General features: G+C 62.5%; 15 protein-coding genes. 8 read left to right on the top strand and 7 right to left on the bottom strand.

The genetic code is table 11. The features are described 5' to 3' along the window. Positions 1-47 precede the first annotated feature (47 nt). From ACK4FH_RS05860 to ACK4FH_RS05835, 6 genes are all read right to left on the bottom strand, one after another. The gene (locus ACK4FH_RS05860; protein ID WP_409811782.1) at positions 48-854 is read right to left on the bottom strand and encodes a DUF2189 domain-containing protein; all 807 of its coding nucleotides are present in this window, start codon (positions 852-854) and stop codon (positions 48-50) included. Between the two features lie 74 nt (positions 855-928). Then, positions 929-2,419: a bifunctional 3-(3-hydroxy-phenyl)propionate/3-hydroxycinnamic acid hydroxylase gene (locus ACK4FH_RS05855; protein WP_409811781.1), complete on the bottom strand. Its 1,491-nt coding sequence runs from the start codon at positions 2,417-2,419 to the stop codon at positions 929-931. Between the two features lie 21 nt (positions 2,420-2,440). Beyond that, positions 2,441-3,310, bottom strand: coding sequence for a fumarylacetoacetate hydrolase family protein (locus ACK4FH_RS05850; RefSeq protein ID WP_409811779.1), 870 nt, complete (start codon positions 3,308-3,310; stop codon positions 2,441-2,443). A 21-nt stretch (positions 3,311-3,331) separates the two neighbouring features. Beyond that, the gene (locus tag ACK4FH_RS05845) at positions 3,332-4,252 is read right to left on the bottom strand and encodes a VOC family protein (protein WP_409811777.1); all 921 of its coding nucleotides are present in this window, start codon (positions 4,250-4,252) and stop codon (positions 3,332-3,334) included. A 23-nt stretch (positions 4,253-4,275) separates the two neighbouring features. Beyond that, positions 4,276-4,962: a TetR/AcrR family transcriptional regulator gene (locus ACK4FH_RS05840; protein WP_409811775.1), complete on the bottom strand. Its 687-nt coding sequence runs from the start codon at positions 4,960-4,962 to the stop codon at positions 4,276-4,278. A 119-nt stretch (positions 4,963-5,081) separates the two neighbouring features. Continuing rightward, positions 5,082-5,798 carry a TetR/AcrR family transcriptional regulator gene (locus ACK4FH_RS05835; RefSeq protein ID WP_409811774.1) on the bottom strand — a complete coding sequence of 239 codons (717 nt, stop codon included), beginning with the start codon at positions 5,796-5,798 and terminating at the stop codon, positions 5,082-5,084. Between the two features lie 85 nt (positions 5,799-5,883). Between ACK4FH_RS05835 and ACK4FH_RS05830 the strand changes: the two genes are divergently transcribed. Continuing rightward, entirely contained in the window at positions 5,884-7,002 is a 1,119-nt protein-coding gene (locus ACK4FH_RS05830; protein WP_409811772.1) for an efflux RND transporter periplasmic adaptor subunit, read from the top strand. Then, positions 6,999-10,097: an efflux RND transporter permease subunit gene (locus tag ACK4FH_RS05825; RefSeq protein WP_409811770.1), complete on the top strand. Its 3,099-nt coding sequence runs from the start codon at positions 6,999-7,001 to the stop codon at positions 10,095-10,097. Before ACK4FH_RS05830 ends, ACK4FH_RS05825 begins: the two co-directional genes overlap by 4 nt. Positions 10,098-10,208: 111 nt before the next feature. Here ACK4FH_RS05825 and ACK4FH_RS05820 read toward each other — a convergent pair whose 3' ends face one another. Continuing rightward, a complete protein-coding gene (locus ACK4FH_RS05820) occupies positions 10,209-12,566 on the bottom strand; it encodes an efflux RND transporter permease subunit (protein ID WP_409811768.1) in 2,358 nt (785 codons plus the stop codon). Between the two features lie 702 nt (positions 12,567-13,268). Here ACK4FH_RS05820 and ccoN point away from each other — a divergent pair. From ccoN to ACK4FH_RS05790, 6 genes are all read left to right on the top strand, one after another. Next, positions 13,269-14,948, top strand: a complete 1,680-nt coding sequence (gene ccoN / locus ACK4FH_RS05815) for a cytochrome-c oxidase, cbb3-type subunit I (RefSeq protein WP_409811767.1) — start codon at positions 13,269-13,271, stop codon at positions 14,946-14,948. Positions 14,949-14,959: 11 nt separating this feature from the next. Then, positions 14,960-15,691: a cytochrome-c oxidase, cbb3-type subunit II gene (gene ccoO / locus ACK4FH_RS05810; RefSeq protein ID WP_409811765.1), complete on the top strand. Its 732-nt coding sequence runs from the start codon at positions 14,960-14,962 to the stop codon at positions 15,689-15,691. A gap of 9 nt (positions 15,692-15,700) precedes the next feature. Beyond that, positions 15,701-15,919 (top strand): cbb3-type cytochrome c oxidase subunit 3, encoded by a 219-nt coding sequence (locus ACK4FH_RS05805; protein ID WP_409811763.1) that lies wholly within the window; start codon positions 15,701-15,703, stop codon positions 15,917-15,919. Then, positions 15,916-16,797, top strand: a complete 882-nt coding sequence (gene ccoP / locus ACK4FH_RS05800) for a cytochrome-c oxidase, cbb3-type subunit III (RefSeq protein ID WP_409811762.1) — start codon at positions 15,916-15,918, stop codon at positions 16,795-16,797. Before ACK4FH_RS05805 ends, ccoP begins: the two co-directional genes overlap by 4 nt. Before the next feature lie 90 nt (positions 16,798-16,887). Continuing rightward, positions 16,888-18,399: a cytochrome c oxidase accessory protein CcoG gene (ccoG, locus tag ACK4FH_RS05795; protein ID WP_409811760.1), complete on the top strand. Its 1,512-nt coding sequence runs from the start codon at positions 16,888-16,890 to the stop codon at positions 18,397-18,399. Further along, complete coding sequence (locus tag ACK4FH_RS05790) at positions 18,396-18,923, top strand: FixH family protein (RefSeq protein WP_409811759.1); 528 nt, start codon at positions 18,396-18,398, stop codon at positions 18,921-18,923. Before ccoG ends, ACK4FH_RS05790 begins: the two co-directional genes overlap by 4 nt. The last annotated feature ends 2 nt before the right edge of the window (positions 18,924-18,925 follow it).

The following is an 18,925-nucleotide window of genomic DNA, read 5'->3' as shown; positions in this document are numbered from 1 at the left end:
GGGTCAATACCCTAAATTTGCCCCTGCCGGTCTAAATTGACGCAGGGTCAATGGCGGGAGGCGGGGTCCGGCAAGGCCCGGCGGTAGAGATGCCATGTGGCATGGCCGAATACCGGCAAGACCACGAGAAGCCCCAGAAAGAGGGGCAGCGAGGCCATGAGCACGCAAAGCGTGACGAAGACGCCCCAGCCGAGCATGACCACCGGGCTCTGAAACACGGCCTTTATGGAGGTGATCATGGCGGTGACCATATCCACCTCGCGCTCCAGCAGCAGCGGAATTGAGATGACGGTGATCGAGAACAGCACAAGCGCAAGCACCGCGCCGACGACATGACCGATGGCAAGGAACAGTATCCCGTCCTGCGTCGTGAAGACCACGGTGAGGAACTGCTCGAAAGAGGCGAAGGAGACGAGGCCGAGGAAAAGCGCGATCAGGAGCCGCACCTGATACATCCAGATCCAGAAGACGAAAAGCATGACGAAAGCCATCCACGAGACTTCGCGGCGGCGCTGCGCCCAGATGACGCCGAAGACATCGCCCCATGAGGGGCGCTCGCCCGCGGCAAGGCGGCGGCTCACCTCATAAAGTCCGACGGCGGCGAAAGGCCCGACCAGCGGAAAGCCGATGGCGAAGGGATAGATAAGCCAGGGAAGCTGCCAGATCGTGAGCGAGGCGACGATGACCACGCCGATCAGCGCGAAGGTGCCGCCAATGACGAGGCCGAAGAGCGGCGCGCGCAGGAAATCGCGAAATCCCGCATTCAAGGCGGATGCGAGATCGCCGAAGGTCATGGTGTGGATGCGCGGCAGGCCATTGGCCGGTGCGGCAGGTCCGGCGGACATATCGGACATCTTCTTCCTCCCCTGAAACGAAGACGCTGACGGGGAAGATTATGAGCAGAAGAAGAGGCGCTCTGCCAGTGGCGTCATGCCGCAGCGGCGGACACTGCCGCATGGCCGCTTGCAAGATAGGCCGACCACGCGGAGAGGAGCGCCGCCGCATCGCCCGCCCCGAAGACATACCGGTCCGGACGGACGAGCAGCGCCGAAGCGCCGTTCATCAGAGCCTCGATTGCCTCTGCCCCGCTTTCAAGCGCCGCAAGGGTGACGGCAAACCCGCCGGCAGCTGCAAAGGCGTGCGAAGCCTCGCTCGCCTCGCGCATGATGAGGATGGGCGCGAAGCCCGCCGCATCGTCGAGCCTTGCGCCCTCGAGCCGCGCATCCGGCGCGACCATGCCGCCGCCCGGCATGACGCCCGACTTGAGGCCCTCAAGCACAATGATCTCGTTCATGCGCTTTTCCTCGGGCGCTGCGAGCATGTCCCTGTCGCGCGCTTGCGCGGCTTCGGTGTCCTGCGTGCAGACGATCTTGCCGAGCGCGACCGCCATGCCGGTGATCATGCGCACATGCGGCTCGCGCTCCACCTGATAGCTGTCGAGAAGTGCATCGCCCGCGCGGCCGCGAAGCACGGCCTCGATCTTCCAGGCGAGATTGGCGGCGTCGCGCGTGCCCGAACAGAGACCCTGGCCTAGGAACGGCGGCATCTGGTGGGCGGCATCGCCCGCAAGAATGACAGGGCCCTTGCGCCACTCTTTCGCGATCAGCGCATGGAAGCGATAGACGGCGCGGCGCTCGATCTCGAACTGCGCGGGATCGTGATAGACCGCGATCATGGACGCGATCGCCTCATCGCTGACCACATCTTCGGGTTTTTCATGCGGCAGCAGCATGAACTCGAAGCGATGCCGACCCGGTGCCATCGGCATCGACGTAACAGGCCGCGCGGGATCGCAATATTGCAGGCCGGCGGTCGAGATGCGCGTGACGCCGCCCTTCAGAACCGTGTCGATGACGAGCCAGGGCTCATCGAATCCCATATCGTCGAAACCGATTTCCGCCCTGCGCCGGACCGTGCTGTTGCCGCCATCGCAGCCGATGAGAAAGCGCGCAGCAATTTCTTTCGTGCCGTCGGGCGTCTCGACATCTGCGACAACGCCCTCGCCTTCGACGCGGTAGCTCTTCAGCGCATGGCCAAGGCGGACGGAAACGGAGGGAAGCGATTGAAGCCGCGCGCGGAGCGCATGTTCGAGCGTTGGCTGATGGAACATCGAGGTCCAGGGCCAGCCGGTGGGCGCAAGCGCGCCGCGCTGCGAAAAACCCATCAGCAACTCGCCTTTCGCATTGCGGAACTCGTAAGCCGACAAGGGCTGGCTTGCCTTCGACACGGCTTCGGCACCGCCGGCGAGATGGAGGAGGCGCATCGTCTCGTGATCGAGATGGGCGGCGCGCGGCATGGGATACACATCCATGTCGCGCTCAATGGCAATTGCCTTCACGCCCATGCGTCCGAGATAGACGCCGAGCGCCGCACCGACGGGACCGAGCCCGACGATCAGAACATCCGTTTCCTCGCGCATGACTCCCCCCCTCCTTTTTCTTCAGCCGATGACCGTATCCGCCTTTTCCGGCACAATACGATTTTCGATGTAACCGAGCTTCTCGATCTCGACGCGGACGACATCGCCGACCTTCAGGAACTGCATCGGCTTCATCGCCGCGCCGACGCCGCCTGATGTCCCGGTGAAGATCACATCGCCCGGATCGAGCGTGAAAGCCTGGGAGAGATGCGCGATCTGGTCGAAGCAGTTGAAAATGAGATGCTTCGTGTTTGAGTTCTGACGCAACTCGCCATTCACCCAGCACTTGATATCGAGCGCATGCGGATCGCCCACCTCGTCCGGCGTCACGATCCAGGGGCCGATGGGGCCATGCGTGTCGAAGCTCTTGCCGATCTGCCATGTATTCGTGCGGAGCTGCCAGTCGCGCACGCTGACGTCGTTGCCGACGAAATAGCCTGCGATCACTTCATGCGCGCGTTCCTTCGGCACATGCTTGCAACGCTTGCCGATGACGAAGCACATCTCCGCCTCGTAGTCGAGAAGCGACGAGACGGCGGGCAGCGCGACATCGTCAAACGGCCCGGTGATGCAGTTGTGCTGCTTGTTGAACCAGACCTGATGCTCGGGCATGGGCTGGCCGGATTCTTCCACATGGTCGCGGTAGTTGAGACCGATGGCGAGCACCTTGCCGGGAAACGGCACCGGCGCGCGAAGATGCACATCGGCAAGCGGAATGGCGTTCCCTTTCGCCGCTGCGGCGCGCACTTCCGCCATCGCCTTGTCGTCGGAAACAAGCGCCACCATGTCGCGCGGCAGCGAAGGCGCCGCCACGGAAAGATCGACAATGCCTGCATCCGCGACGACGCCGATCCGCGTATCGCCCTTGTAGTCGAAAGTTGCGAGTTTCACTTTTTCTCTCCTTGCTGCGCGTCAGGCGCCCATCGTGGGCGGCGCGGGCGGGCCCCATTGATTGCCCATCAACTGGTCGATGCCGACCGTGCGGGGCGGCTCCTGGTTGTTGAAGAGATCGCCATCGGTCCAGTGCTCGACCGTGTGACCCCAGGGGTCGCGCCAGTAATCGAAAATCTGGCTGCCGAGAATATGCCGGCCCACACCCCATTCATGACGGCGGCCCGACTGCGCCAGCACTTCGCGGCCCGCCATGAGATCGTCGAAATTCGCGACCTCGAAAGCGGCGTGATTGAAACCGGGCGTGCCCGTGCCGACGGGAAAGAGCGTGTGATGATCGACATGCGTCGCACCCCGGTCGCAACGCAGGAAAGCACCGATGGGCGCGCCGGGCGCAATCTCGATTTCGTCGGATGTGATGAGGCCGAAACGCGACTTGTACCAGGCTTCGGATTCGCGGAAATCGCGCACATTGATGACGCAATGGCCGAGGCGCTTGACCTGGCTTGGGCCGGGTGCGACGCGCAGCGGCTGGCCGCGCCTCGGCCGTTCCTCGCCATCATTGTGAATGAGGCGGCGCTCGACAGGGAGCGCGGCAGGCATTTGCTGACCGGCAACGACATCGACGTCGAACCCGTTGGGATCGGTAAAGCGCAGGCGCAGGCCGCCACCCGGTGCATCGCTCTCGCTCGGCGACATTCCATGTTCACCGGCGAGCTTCTCCAGGTCTGCGACGCTTTCGGCATAGAAGCCGAGACCGATGAAGCCCGGCTCGCCAGGCTCCGTCACATGGCCGAAGGGAAGCGCGTCCGTACCGCGCATGAAAAGCGCCTTGCTGCTGCGCTCCGCGCGAACCATGCCGAATTCGAGAAGGAATTTTTCCATCTCGTCGAGATCGGGCGCACGAAAGCGCACATAGGCAATATCCGTCACCTTGATCATGTTTTCCTCCCGCTTTGTCGCGCCTATCCGAAAAGTGTGGTGCCGCTCGCATCGAAGGGCCGGGCGAGAATTTCCTCTATCTCGCCACGGGCAAGGCCGAGCCCCGCAAGCAGTACCGCCGCCATCTGCCGGGCATAGCCTTCGCCGCGAAGAATTTCCTCGCCCTTTCCGCTTGCGCCGATCGTGTCGAGCAGATGGCGGATCGTAATGGTGCCAATGGCGACGACGAGATGAAGCGCCGCCAGCTCGTCCGGCACCTTGATGCGGTGTTTCGCGATCCCGTCGCGGATATCGGAAAGGAGATGGGCATTGCCATGCGCATCGAGCGAAGCGCCGCTCTCATAGAGGCGGGCGAGCATCGCCGCCTTCACCGGATCGAGCACGACGCCTGCCATGAAGAGCCGCACACCGCGAGAAATCCGTTCCGCCGGATCGTCGATGCCTCGATTGATCTCCTCAACTGCCGCATTCATGGAATGACGAACGGCGGCGGCAACGGCGCGGGCAATATCGGCGCGGTCCGTGAAGTAATTGTAGAAGGTGCCTTTTGCAACGCCCGCAACATTGACGATCTCGTCAATCGTCGTCGCGTCGACGCCCTGCTTTGCAAAGAGCCGGAGCCCCGCCTCGACGAGAATGCCCCGCATCCGCTCGCGTCTGCGCGAACCCTGCTCGTCCGCCTTCATGACAATGCTGCTTCGACCGGCCATTCCCCGCTCCCGTCTCATTTTGACTAAATAGTCATAAAATGACTGATTAGTCAATTAGACGGCCAGTCAGTTTCGGTGCCGGAGCGGCAATCGAACGGATTCAGGCGATACGGGAGGGCTCAGCGCTGATCGAAGGGGCGCTGCCGCATGGGGCAGTTTTCATGCAGCAGGCCGCGGAAAACGAGATCGAGCTGGAAATCGACGATCCGCGCACGGTCGGTCCAGGGAAACTGGTCATGGGTGATGAGCAGCGAGACGATGCCATGCCCTGCTGCCCAGACGGCTTCCGCCAGCAGATCCGTGTCGGCAAAGCGGGTGCGGCCGGCAAGCACCACATCCCGCACGGCCCGGTCCAGCACGTCGAAGGCGAGCGAGCCCTTGGAGGGCGTGTGCCGCGCCTCATCCGTCCGGGGCACAGCAAGGCCAGCCCGGACAAGCCCTGACATGGGCGTCATGAAGACAAGGCGGTATTCCTCGGGCCGCGACAGGCCATGTTCGATATAGGCGCGCATGGCGCGGCGAAGCCTGTGAAGCGGCTCGGTCTCCTGCGCGATGGCAGCTTCGAGGGCCGCAAGAAGATCGGCGAAGAAGCCCTCAATGATGACGAAGAAGATCGCTTCCTTGTTCTCGAAATGCTGATAGATCGCGGCTTGGGTAATGCCCACCTGCTTCGCAATCTTGCGCATCGAGACATTGTCGGTGCCTTCGGCGGCAAAGAGAGAACGCGCAGCGGCAACGATCTGCGCCCGCCGCTCCTCGGGCGAGAGCCGCTTGCGGCGGGGCTTGGCAGGTGCCGCGCCTTGTTTCCCCGGCGTTTTTGCAGTTTTTCTCGCCATGTCGCTAATTAACACCGTTCGGTAGCCTTGACCAGCGCCGCCCTTCGCTTAAATAAACACTGTTAGGTAATTGAGGGAGGCTGGGATGGGGCTGTCGCGGCAATTGATGCTGGGCGCATTGCTATGCGGGGGCCTGCTTGCGGCCTGCGGCGAGGCGCCGGGCGAAGCGGCCGAAGCCGGGGCCGAAAACGCGAGCGTGCCCGTGCTTGTGGCGGAAGCCCGCCCCGCACCGGAAGCCAACGACATAACGGCCTATGGCATCGTCCGGCCGGACCGGGAAGCCATCCTCTCCTTCAAGATTTCGGGCCTCGTAAAAGCGATCCCCGCCGACAAGGGCGACCTTGTGAAGAAAGGCGATGTGCTGGCCGAACTCGACCAGCGCGAGATCGAAGCCGATGCGCGCCGCGCCGCCGCCGCGCTCGCCAAGACGAAACGCGATGTCGAGCGGCTGAAGCCGCTGGCCGAAAAGGGCTTTGCCAGCAGGCAGGCGATCCAGGATGCCGAAACCGCCTATGAACAGGCGCTTTCGGAGCGGACCCGCGTCGAATTCAACCGTTCGCTGGCCCGCATCACAGCACCTGCGGACGGCGTGGTGCTGGAGCGCGCGGCCGAGCCGAACGAAATCGTGAATCCCGGCCAGCCCATTCTTGTCGTCAGCCAGGGCGGCGGCGGCTTCATCATGCGCGCAGGACTTGCCGACCGCGAAGTGGCGCGCATCCGCCTCGGCGCCGAGGCGCGCGTGACGCTCGACGCCTTTCCGGGCAAGGAACTTGGCGGAACGGTGCGCCGCATCGCAGCGGCGAGCGAGGCCCGCACCGGCACTTTCGAGGTCGAGATCGAGCTGGGCGAAGCACCGGCCGGAACGGCGAGCGGATTTGTCGGTCAGGCACGGATCGAGCCGGTGCAATCGGAAGAGAGTGGCGCATCGCGCGCGCTCGCCATTCCCGCAAGCGCGATCCTCGAAGGCCACGGCTCCACCGCGAATGTCTATGTCGTGGACGAAAGGACGATGACCGTGCGTCCGGTACGCATTGGCGTGTCGCATCTTTCCGGCAGCGACGTGATCGTGACATCGGGGCTTGAGCCGGGCGAACGCGTCGTGAGCGCGGGCGCGCCCTATCTGCGGCCCGGCGCAAAAATCCGCATCGTCACCGATCTCAAGGCCGCGCAGGCAGCCAACGCGATGGAGACCGCGCAGCCATGATCCTGAGCAACATCTCGGGCTTTGCGGTCCGCAACTGGCAGTTCACGCTGGTCGTGTTCGCCATGCTGGCCGCCATCGGCCTCAATGCCTTCAACGCCATTCCCCGCGCCGAAGACCCTGAGTTGAAAGGCCCCTTCGCCGTCATCAATGTCGCGCTGCCCGGCGCCGACCCTGCCGATATCGAAAAGCTCGTCATCCGGCCGATCGAAGACGTCGTGAACCGGCTCGACGATCTGAAGGAAATCGAAAGCCGGGCGGAAGACGGGCTTGCCGTCATCACGGTCGAGTTCGACTGGTCGACCGATCCCGACAAGAAATATGACGATGTGGTGCGCGAGATAAATGCGTTGCGCCCTACCCTCCCTTCCGGCATCCGCCGCCTCGACATCAACAAGTTCCGCACCTCGCTCACCAATATCGTGCAGATCGCGCTCGTTTCCGAAACAGCGCCGAACCGGGTGCTTGAGGATCTGGCAAGCGACCTGACCGACGAACTCTACCGCGTGCCGGGCGTCCGCGATGCGGAAGTCTGGGCGCTGCCGCAATCGGAAGTGCGCGTGGCGCTCGATTTCGGCCGCCTTGCCGCCCTTTCAATTCCGGTGACGGCCGTTGCAAACGCCGTCGGCGCCGATGCGCGCGAGCTTCCCGGCGGCCCTGTCCATGCAGGGGCCCGGCGCTTCAACCTGAAGACCGCCGGCGGCTATGACGATCTCGAAGCGATCCGCAACACGGTGGTCGGCAGCTTTGGCGGCAATATCGTGCGGGTGCGCGATGTCGCCGAAGTGAGCTGGGAGACGGAGGAAGCAACCTATCTCGGCTGGTACAATGGCGAACGTGCCGCTTTCGTCACCGCGAACCAGAAGGAAGGTCAGAACATCTTCAAGGTGCGCGACGGAATCTTCGAGGTGCTGGACGAATTCGAACAGCGTCTGCCCGCCGATATTCGCATGGAGCGCGCCTTCGACCAGTCGATATCGGTCGCAAACCGGCTGAACCGTCTGTACCTCGATTTCGCGATCGCCGTGAGCCTCGTCAGCATCACACTGCTGCCGCTCGGGCTTCGCGCCGCCTCCATCGTCATGGTGTCGATCCCGCTGTCGCTGGCCGTCGGCATCGCGCTGCTGAACGCCACCGGCTTTTCGCTGAACCAGCTTTCGATCGCGGGCCTCGTTCTCTCGCTCGGTCTGCTTGTCGACGATTCGATCGTCGTGGTCGAGAATATCGAGCGGCATTTGCGTGAGGGGAAACGCCGCTACGAAGCGGCGATTGCCGCGACATCGCAGATCTCGCTCGCTGTCGTCGGCTGCACGGCAGCGCTCATCCTCGCCTTCCTGCCGCTGCTCTTCCTGCCGGAAGGTGCGGGCAAGTTCACGCGCTCGCTTCCCGTGGCCGTTCTCTTCACGGTTGCGGCCTCGCTCGGCATTGCGCTCACCATCATTCCCTTCCTTGCAAGCCGCCTGCTCAGCGACAAGGCGCACCCGGAAGGCAATATCTTCCTGCGCGTCGTGATGCGCGGTATCCACAAGTTCTACCGCCCGATGCTGCATGTCGCGCTGACCTGGCCGCGCACCACGGTCCTCGGGGCGATGGCGCTCTGCTTTGCCAGCTTCGCGCTGATCCCGCTCATCGGTTTCAGCCTGTTTCCGCCTGCCGACAGCCGCCAGTTCGTCGTCCGCATCGAGACGCCACAGGGCACGAGCCTCGAGGAAACGCGCAAGGCGCTCGACTATGTGACGGAGAAGCTGCGCGAGCGCGAGGAAATCGAATGGGTGATGGGCAATCTCGGACGCTCCAATCCGCAGATCTTCTACAACGAGAACGCGCGCGAACAGCGTCCCAACAAGGCCGAAGCCTTCGTGCAGATGACGGAATTCGACCGCGAGCGGACGCCGAAGCTGCATGACGAACTGCGCGCCGAATTCAACAAATATCCCGGTGCACAGATCGTGCTGCGCACCTTCCAGAACGGCCCGCCCATCGAAGCGCCGATCGCGGTGCGGATCTTCGGCCCCGATCTTGGCATTCTGAAGGAGCTTGCCGCCGAGGTGACGCGCATCATCGAAGATGTGGAAGGCACGCGCGACGTGGTGAACCCGGTCCGGCTCGACCGCACGGACTACAATCTCGGCCTCAACACGGAAAAGGCGGGCCTTCTCGGCGTGCCGCCGGGCGAAATCGACCGGACGATCCGGCTTGCGATCGTCGGCGAAACAGTGGGCGCGTTCCGCGAAGCGAATGGCGACGAATTCCCCATCGTCACGCGGCTGCCGCTCGACAGGCATCACAGCATCGAGGCGCTCGATCAAATTTATGTACCGGTGGCAAGCGGCGAGGCGATGCCGCTATCCCAGCTTTCACAGCCGCGCCTTGAGTCCAACACGGCCCGCATCGACCGCTTCGACAGGCAACGCCTCACCACCGTCACCGCCTATACGCAGACCGGCTACAACACAGAAAGGGTGACGAACGAGGTATTCCGCCGCCTCGCGGATCTGCCCCGGCCGCCGGGATATGAATTTGCAGCCGGCGGCGAAATCGAGGCCCGGCAGGCGGGCTTTTCGGGGCTCGGCGATGCCATCCTCATTGCCATATTCGGCATTCTCGGTGTGCTCATCCTCGAGTTCCGCGCCTTCCGCACGACGCTCGTCGTTGCAGGTGTGATCCCGCTCGGCATGGTGGGCGGACTTCTCGGCCTGCTCGTCTCGGGCTATTCGCTCTCCTTCACGGCGGTGATCGGTTTCATCGCGCTGATCGGTATCGAGATCAAAAGCTCGATCCTGCTGGTCGACTTCACGAACCAGCTTCGCCGCGAAGGCGTGGAATTGCGCGAGGCGGTGGAACGCGCCGGTGAAATCCGTTTCCTGCCCGTCTTGCTGACATCGCTGACCGCCATCGGCGGCCTGACGCCGCTCGCCATGCAGGGTTCCGGCCTCTATTCGCCGCTCGCCTTCGTCATTATCGGCGGACTGGTTTCCTCGACCGTGCTGTCGCGGCTCGTCACACCTGCCATGTATTACCTGCTGGCGCCGCGCGAACTCGATGAAGGCATTCCGGGTGCTCTGCCTGCGGGGCTTGCGCCGCAGGCGGGCGACTGATCCTCCGGCCGCAAGAGTAAAGGCGGACTCCCTCATCCGCTGCGGCCAAAGAGAAAGGGCGGCTCCTCTTTCGAGGGCCGCCCTTTCGATTTCGAGCCGTGTGTCCGGCGATCAGTGACCGCGCATCACCGCGCGTGCTTCCTCTTCGGAAAGCGGCTTGCGCTTCAGCGGCCAGAGATACTCGAACACCGCGACGAGAGCCGGCAGCAGCGTCACCGCACCGAGCATGTTCACGATGAACATGAAGGTGAGGAGCAGGCCCATATCCGCCTGGAACTTGAGCGCCGAGAAAGCCCAGGTGCTGACGCCGATGGCGAGCGTGAGGCCGGTGAACATCGTCGCCGAACCCACGTCGTAAAGCGCCTGCAGGTAGGCTTCATGCGGGGTCTTGCCCATGCGCATGTAGCGCTGCATGCGGTTGTACTCATAGATGCCGTAGTCGACGCCGATACCGACGGCGATGGCGAGCACGGGCAGCGTCGAGATCTTGAGACCGACGCCGAAGGCGGTGAGGAACCAGTCGCCGATGATCGTTGCGAGGATGAGCGGCAGCACGCAGCAAAGCGCACCGCGCCACTCGCGATAGGTGATGATCACAAGCGTCATGATGACCGCATACACATAGAGCAGCATGGGCAGCTCGGACTTGTGCACGATCTCGTTCGTCGCCGCGACGATCGGCACGTTGCCGGTGCCGATGCGCATGTTGAGCCCGTCATAAGGGTGCTCGGCGATATAGGTCTCGAGCTGGGCCCGGACATGATTGACCGTCTTGGCCTTGGTATCGCGAATGAAGATCGCGACCGCCGCCGTGGAGCAGTCCGTGTTCACGACGCCGGATGCGCTCGCGATGCTCGATGTGGCCTGGGCCAGCGCTGCCGAATTGCGCGGCAGATTGCGCCACTTCGGATTGCCTTCCTGCCACATGCTGTTGATGGCACGGGCAAGAACGGGAAGGCTGATGACGGACTGAACGCCATCGACGTTGCGCATGTACCAGCTCATCTTTTCGAGATGGTGCATCTTGCCGTAGTCGATGCAGACCACGCTGTCGGATTCGACGATGACGGTGAGCACGTTCAGGCCGAGAGCGAATTTCTCCGCGATATAGCGGCTGTCCTGATTGTAACGCGCATCCGGCCAAAGCTCGCCCGCACCCTCATGCACGTCGCCGATCTGCTTGTCGCGCGCCTCATAGAGGCCGACCATCGCAATGGTGAAGCACAGCGCAACGAAGGGGAACGCGATCTTCGGCGTGGCAAGCTTCGAGAGGGCCGGCCAGAGCTTGGCGCGGGTTTCCATCGCGCGGCGAACCTTCTCGCCATATTCCTTTTCCGGCGGCGCCACATAGGAAACGAGCAGCGGCAGCATGATGAGATTCGAGATGATCTTGAAGCCGAGACCGATCGAGGCGGTGATCGCCAGCTCCTGAATCATGCCGATCGGAATGATGTAGAGCGTCGCGAAACCCGCAAGCGTCGTCAGAAGCGCGACGACGCCGGGACGGAACAGGAAGGTGAAAGTTGCGCGGGCGGAGGCCATCTTGTCGAGGCCGGCCGCCATTTCCGCGCCCACCATGTTGATCTGCTGCACACCGTGGCTGACGCCGATGGCGAACACGAGGAACGGCACAAGCACGCCAAGCGGATCGAGACCGAAACCGAGAATGTGGAGCAGGCCGAACTGCCAGACGAGCGAGCAGAGCGAGGCGCCGACCGTGACCGCCGTCAGAATCCACGAACGGCAATAGAGCCACATCATGAAGCAGGTCAGGACGAAGGCGATGGAGAAGAAGAATACGACCGAACCGGCGCCGTCGGCGATATCGCCGGTGAGCTTGGCGAAACCGACGATCTTCACATCGGTCGTGTCGGAAACATATTTGTCACGCAGTTCCGACTCGAGTTTCTTCGCCACTTCGAAATAGTCGAGGCGCTGCTGCGTCTCCGGGTTGAAGTCGAGAAGCTCGGCGCGGATCATCGCGCCCTGGAAGTCGGTGGAGACGAGACGGCCGACAAGGTCGGCGCGCAGCGTGTTCTGCATGACCGTATCGATGTCGGCATCGGTGCCCGCGAAATTCGCCGGGATGACGTCGCCCGCTTCAAGCCCTTCTTCCGTGACGGCGATGAAGCGCGTGTTCGGCGTCCAGAGCGACGTCACCGTGTGACGCGCGACACCGGGGATATAGAAGAGATCCTGCGTGATGTCGTTCAGCTTGTAGAGGAAGTCGCGCTCGAAGATGTCGCCTTCCTTGTTTTCGAGAACGACGAGAATGCGGTTACCGCCACCGAAGCTTTCCGAATACTCGAAGAAGGTTTCGATATAGGGATGCCCGATCGGGAGCATTTTCGTGAAGCCCGCGTCCATACGGAGCTGGGACGCGAAAAAACCCATGGTGATCGTGAAGATCAGCAGAAGGACGAGGATCGGCGCACGCAGGCCAAACACGATATTTTCAATACGCTGCAAAATAACCTCCCCGTGGGATCGGCACCCCTTTGCAAGTTGAGTGCGTCGAAGGCTTGGTGTTACGGCGAGAGCTTGAGCTCTTCTGTTCTAGAGGACCGGTGGAACGGCCGTTTGAAATCGTTCCATCGGGCATTGCGGCAAGACATGATGCCTGTCTCGCGCCTGTCAGGTTTCAAGATGCGGTTTGCTCCCCTGATATCGCGCTTTGCCGCCCGGTTGCCTCTAACGAGGCGGAGGCGGAATAGCTGCTTTCACAGAATTTCGCAATCTTGCCACCCTGACGGGCGGTCTCAATTATCACGACATACTGGTTTGGCACAGTCTTATTGTGGGTAAAATGAATGAACAAACTCATGTGTTGTCGGCAAAACATTGAATCTGCCCGTATCGTCCGGCTGGCGCAGCAAGACCGGCCGATCTCTCTTCTGCAATGCTTCGCCAATTTTGGTTAACGCGGTTCGACACTCCGTACTCGACCCTGCTGGGAACGCCACCCGGCATTTCATCCGCCAGCCGTCACCCGCGAATGGGCCGGCCCCGCAAATGTGACATTTTGCAGCGCGGCAAGCTGGCCGATTCACTCATATCCTTACCTGTGATAGGGTTTTCGCGAGCTGGATGGGGGGCTTCAGGTGGCGCGATTCGCGCCTTGCCGGTCCCGCCGTCCCGCCATCGAGGCAACGAAAACAAGGATAGCGGGACATGGCGATTTCAGGCGCGCCCGGAACCACCCCTCCCGGCACGATGACAACGGCGGCATGGGCTGTCGTGATCTCTCTCATCGCCGGCGCATTTCTCTTCCTAGCCATTGCGGCCAATGCGCAGGACGTGCCGATGGCGGTCCATTCATGGATCTTCGTCGCCGCGTTCCTCGCCGGCGTCATGGCGATCGGCAACCGCCACATGAACGCGACGCAGGGCGGACCGCTTGCCGATGACGGCACCGGCTATGCCGATGGCGTCATCAAGGCAGGTGCCATCGCCACGCTTTTCTGGGGCGTTGCCGGGTTCCTCGTCGGCGTCATCATTGCGTTCCAGCTCGCCTTTCCGGTGCTGAATTTCGACACGGATTTCCTGAATTTCGGCCGCCTGCGCCCGCTTCATACCTCGGCGGTGATCTTCGCCTTCGGCGGCAATGCCCTGATCGCAACATCCTTCTATGTGGTTCAGCGGACCTCCCGCGCACGCCTTGCGGGCGACATCGCGCCCTGGTTCGTCTTCTGGGGCTATCAGCTCTTCATCGTGATCGCCGCCACCGGCTATCTGATGGGCGTCACCCAGTCCAAGGAATATGCCGAGCCCGAATGGTATGCCGATATCTGGCTCACCATCGTCTGGGTCGTCTATCTGCTGGTCTTCCTTGCCACGCTCGCAAAGCGCAAGGAACCGCACATCTATGTCGCCAACTGGTTCTACCTCGCCTTCATCGTGACGATCGCGATGCTGCATATCGGCAACAATCTCGCGATCCCAGAGACGCTGACCTCGTCCAAGAGCTATGCGCTCTTCCCCGGCGTGCAGGATGCGCTCATCCAGTGGTGGTACGGGCACAATGCGGTGGGCTTCTTCCTGACCGCCGGCTTCCTCGGCATGATGTACTACTTCGTGCCGAAGCGCGCCGAGCGGCCGGTCTATTCCTACCGGCTTTCCATCGTCCACTTCTGGTCGCTGATCTTCATCTATATCTGGGCGGGCCCGCACCATCTGCACTTTACGGCGCTGCCGGACTGGGCGCAGACGCTCGGCATGACCTTCTCGATCATGCTGTGGATGCCGTCATGGGGCGGCATGATCAACGGCCTCATGACGCTGTCGGGCGCCTGGGACAAGCTGCGCACGGACCCCGTGATCCGCATGCTCGTCGTCTCCGTCGCCTTCTACGGCATGTCGACCTTCGAAGGCCCGGTCATGTCGATCAAGGCGGTGAACTCGCTCTCGCATTACACCGACTGGACCATCGGCCATGTTCACTCCGGCGCGCTCGGCTGGGTCGGCTTCATTTCCTTCGGCGCCATCTACTGCCTCATTCCCTGGCTGTGGAAACGCGAGCGCCTTTACTCGCTCGCCCTGGTGAGCTGGCACTTCTGGATCGCCACCATCGGCATCGTTCTCTACATCACCGCTATGTGGGTGTCGGGCATCCTGCAGGGCCTGATGTGGCGCGCCTATGATGCGCAGGGCTTCCTCGAATATTCCTTCGCGGAAACCGTCGCCGCCATGCATCCCTTCTATGTCATCCGTGCGCTGGGCGGCGTGCTGTTCCTCGCCGGTGCACTGATCATGGTCTACAATTGCTGGATGACCATCAAGGGCCGCGTACGCGAAGGCGAGCCCCTGTCCGTTCCGGCGCCCGCGCGCGCAACAGCGCAACCCGCCGAGTGAGGAGCAAGGTCATGTTCAAGAAATTCTCGCATGAAAAGATCGAGAAGAACTCGATTCTCCTCCTCGTTCTCACGCTGATTACGGTTGCAATCGGCGGGCTTGTCGAAATCGTGCCGACATTCCTCATCAAGAGCACGATCGAGGATGTGAAGGGCGTTCGTCCCTACAGCCCGCTCGAACTTGCCGGCCGCAACATCTATATCCGCGAGGGCTGTTACAACTGCCACAGCCAGATGATCCGCTCGCTCCGCTCGGAAGTGGAACGCTACGGCCATTATTCGCTGGCCGCCGAGAGCAAGTACGATCATCCCTTCCAGTGGGGCTCGAAGCGCACGGGGCCGGATCTCGCCCGTGTCGGCGGCAAATATTCCGACGAGTGGCACCGCCTGCACATGGCCGATCCCCGCGCCGTGGTGCCGGAATCGGTGATGCCGGGCTATCCCTTTCTCGAACGCCGCCCGCTCGACTACCGCAATATCGAGAACGGCTTGCGCGCACTTGCCCGTGCGGGCGTGCCCTATACGGACGAGCATATCGAGAATGCGCGCGCGGACCTCGAGGCGCAGGCAACGCCCGACGCCGATATCGACGGGCTGATGCAGCGCTATCCAAAGGCGCAGGCACGGGACTTCGACGGCAATCCGAAAATGATTTCCGAGCTCGACGCGCTGATCGCCTACATGCAGATGCTTGGGACGCTCGTGGACTTCAACGCCTACGAGAATGCCGACTTCCGGCAGTAGGAGTACGTGGTGGATAGCGCAACGACATATGACCTTGCGAGAACCTGGTTCGGCACGGGCGGACTGATACTCATGGTGGTGCTGTTCGCCATTGTGCTCGTCTATGCGCTCCGCCCCTCGAACAAGCAGAAATTCGACCATCTGGCCGCCCTTCCCCTGGAGGAAGGAGAGCCCGGAGAGGCCGGCAAGCCGAAGAACGGCAAGAAGGACACGGAGAGCGGAGCATGAGCGAGAAGCACAAGGACGATGTCACCGGCGTCGAGACGACCGGCCATGAATGGGACGGCATCCGCGAGCTCAACAACCCGCTACCGAAATGGTGGATCTACACCTTCTATGCGACCATCGTCTGGTGTTTCGCCTATTGGGTGGTGATGCCGGCCTGGCCCTATCTCACCACCGAAGGCTGGACCTACACGAAAGGCGTGATCGGCTATGAACAGCGCAATGTCGTGATGCGCGAACTTGCCGCCGTCAATGAAAGCCGCGCCGGCGCCATGCAGCAGATTGCCGAACTGCCGCTGACGGAAGTCGCAGCCGATCCGGCACTGATGGAACTGGCACTGGGCGCGGGCAAGGCCGCCTTCGGCGACAATTGCGCCCCCTGCCACGGCTCCGGCGCACAGGGCTCCAAGGGGTTCCCCAATCTCAATGACGACAACTGGATCTGGGGCGGCACGCTCGACGATATTCACTACACGCTGGTCCACGGCATCCGCTGGGAAGCCGATGCCGACACGCGCAACAACATCATGATGGCCTATGGCCGCGACGGCTTGCTGACACGGGCCGAGATTGCCGATGTGGCGGAGTATGTGCTGTCGCTGACCGACCGCGCCGAAAATGCCGAAGCGGCAGCCCGCGGCGAGGAGGTTTTCGCAAGCCAGTGCGTCGCCTGCCACGGCGAAGGCGGCGTGGGCAGCCGCGAGCTTGGCGCACCCGCGCTCAACACCGCCGTCTGGCTCTATGGCGGCGACCGTGCGAGCATCATCGAATCCGTGTCAAACGGACGCAGAGGCACTATGCCCGCTTGGGGCGGACGTCTCGACGAGGCAACTATCAAGTCGCTCACGCTTTTTGTGCACTCCCTCGGCGGCGGCGAATAACGAGATTTCGCCCGCCCGTCACGGCCAGACGGTAAACCGTCCGGCACCGCCGGGGAGCAATCCTCGAGTACGCCGATGACCGAGACTGCCATGTCCCTTGAACGCCTCGCCGCCGAAGCTGCGGCAGCTGCGGGCGCGAACCCGCACGGGGTGGAGGGCGAACGCTACACCGCCGTCAATTCGGAAAAGAACCGGCCGCTTTATGCAAGCCGGGTGAAGGTCTATCCGAAACTCGTGCATGGCAATTTCCGCCGCCTGAAATGGCTCGTGATGGTGGTGACGCTGGCGATCTACTACATCACGCCTTGGCTGCGCTGGGACCGGGGGCCGGGTCTGCCGGATCAGGCGGTGCTGCTCGATTTTCCGGCGCGGCGCTTCTATTTCTTCTTTCTCGAAATCTGGCCGCAGGAATTCTATTACGTCACCGGCCTGCTCATTCTCGCCTCGTTCGGCCTCTTTCTGGTAACGAGCGTGGCAGGCCGCGTCTGGTGCGGCTATGCCTGCCCGCAAACGGTCTGGACCGATCTCTTCATCCATGTCGAACGCTTCTTCGAGGGCGATCGCGCCGCACGCATCCGTCTCGACAAATCGCCACTGAGCGGGACGAAGATCGCACGCAAGACCGGCAAGCATATTGTCTGGCTGCTGATCGCGCTGGCGACGGGCGGCGCCTGGGTCTTCTATTTTGCCGACGCGCCGACGCTTGGCCGTCAGCTTCTGAGTTTCGAGGCGCCGCCCATCGCCTATCTTTTCATCGCAATCTTCACGATGACGACCTATACGCTGGGCGCCATCGCCCGCGAACAGGTCTGCATCTATATGTGCCCCTGGCCGCGCATTCAGGGCGCGATGTTCGACGAGGAATCGCTCCTCGTCTCCTATCGCGAGGACCGGGGCGAGCAGCGCGGCCCCCACAAGAAGGGGACAAGCTGGGAAGGCCGCGGCGACTGCATCGATTGCGGACAATGCGTGGCGGCCTGCCCCATGGGCATCGACATTCGCGACGGGATGCAGCTCGAATGTATCCAGTGCGCGCTCTGCATCGACGCCTGCGACGACATCATGGACAAGGTGGAACGCCCTCGCGGCCTCATCACCTATGATACGTTCCGCAACCAGGAGCGCCGCAAGGCGGGCGAGACGCCGCGTCTGAGCATCTGGCGCCCGCGCACCATTCTCTATTCGGTGCTGCTCGTTCTCGTCTCGGCGATCATGCTGTTCGGGCTCAGCACCCGTTCGACGCTCGATGTGAGCGTACTTGCCGACCGCAACCCGCTTTTCGTCGTACTGTCCGATGGCGGCATCCGCAATGGCTATCAGCTGAAGATCCTCAACAAGGAACATCAGGCGCATGACTATCGCGTCTCGATTTCCGGCCTCGAAGGTGCCACGCTGACGCGCTCCGGCCATGCGGGAGAAGATGAAACGATCGTTCATGTCGAAGCGGATTCGCTCGCCAATGTCCGCCTTTTCGTGAGCTTGCCTGCGAACCGTCTCGACAGGCTGGACGCCGGCGAAGCGGATTTCGCCTTCATCGTGACGGACATCGCCAGCGGCAAGACTGCCGCCCGACAGACAAACTTCAGGGGGCCCGTGCAATGACCGCCAACAATAGCGACTTCCGCCCGTCCACTCGCTTCGGGCCGATCACGGGACGGCATGTGCTGGCAGGTTTCGTGCTGTTCTTCGGCATCGTCTTTGCCGTGAACGGCTATATGGTTTATGGCGCGCTCTCGACCTTCGACGGCATCGAGACCGAAGGCGCCTATCAGAAGGGCCGCGCCTACAACCATCTGCTTGAGCGCATGGACGAGCAGCGCGAGCTTGGCTGGCGAACGGCGCTCTCCACCACGGCGCTGCCGGGCGAAGGCCACCGCACAAGGCTCGCCATCGACTTCCGCGATGCGGACGGCAAGCCCGTTCAGGACCTTTCCGTGCATGGCACTTTCTGGCGGCCCGTCGCGGCGGGCGCCGATCAGGACGCGATGCTGCGTGAAGTGTCTCCCGGCATCTATGAAGCCGATTTCGACCTTGCCCATCCCGGCAACTGGCTCGTTCGCATTGCCGCCGAAGGCGCGAACGGCGAAACTTTCGTGCAGGAACAGCGCATCGTCTTGCGCGACTGAGG

This window comes from Parvibaculum sp. (genome assembly GCF_046297875.1).
Lineage (GTDB): Bacteria > Pseudomonadota > Alphaproteobacteria > Parvibaculales > Parvibaculaceae > Parvibaculum.
The sequence above is the reverse complement of the archived record's forward strand: the minus strand, read 5'-3'. Positions and strand labels throughout refer to the sequence as shown.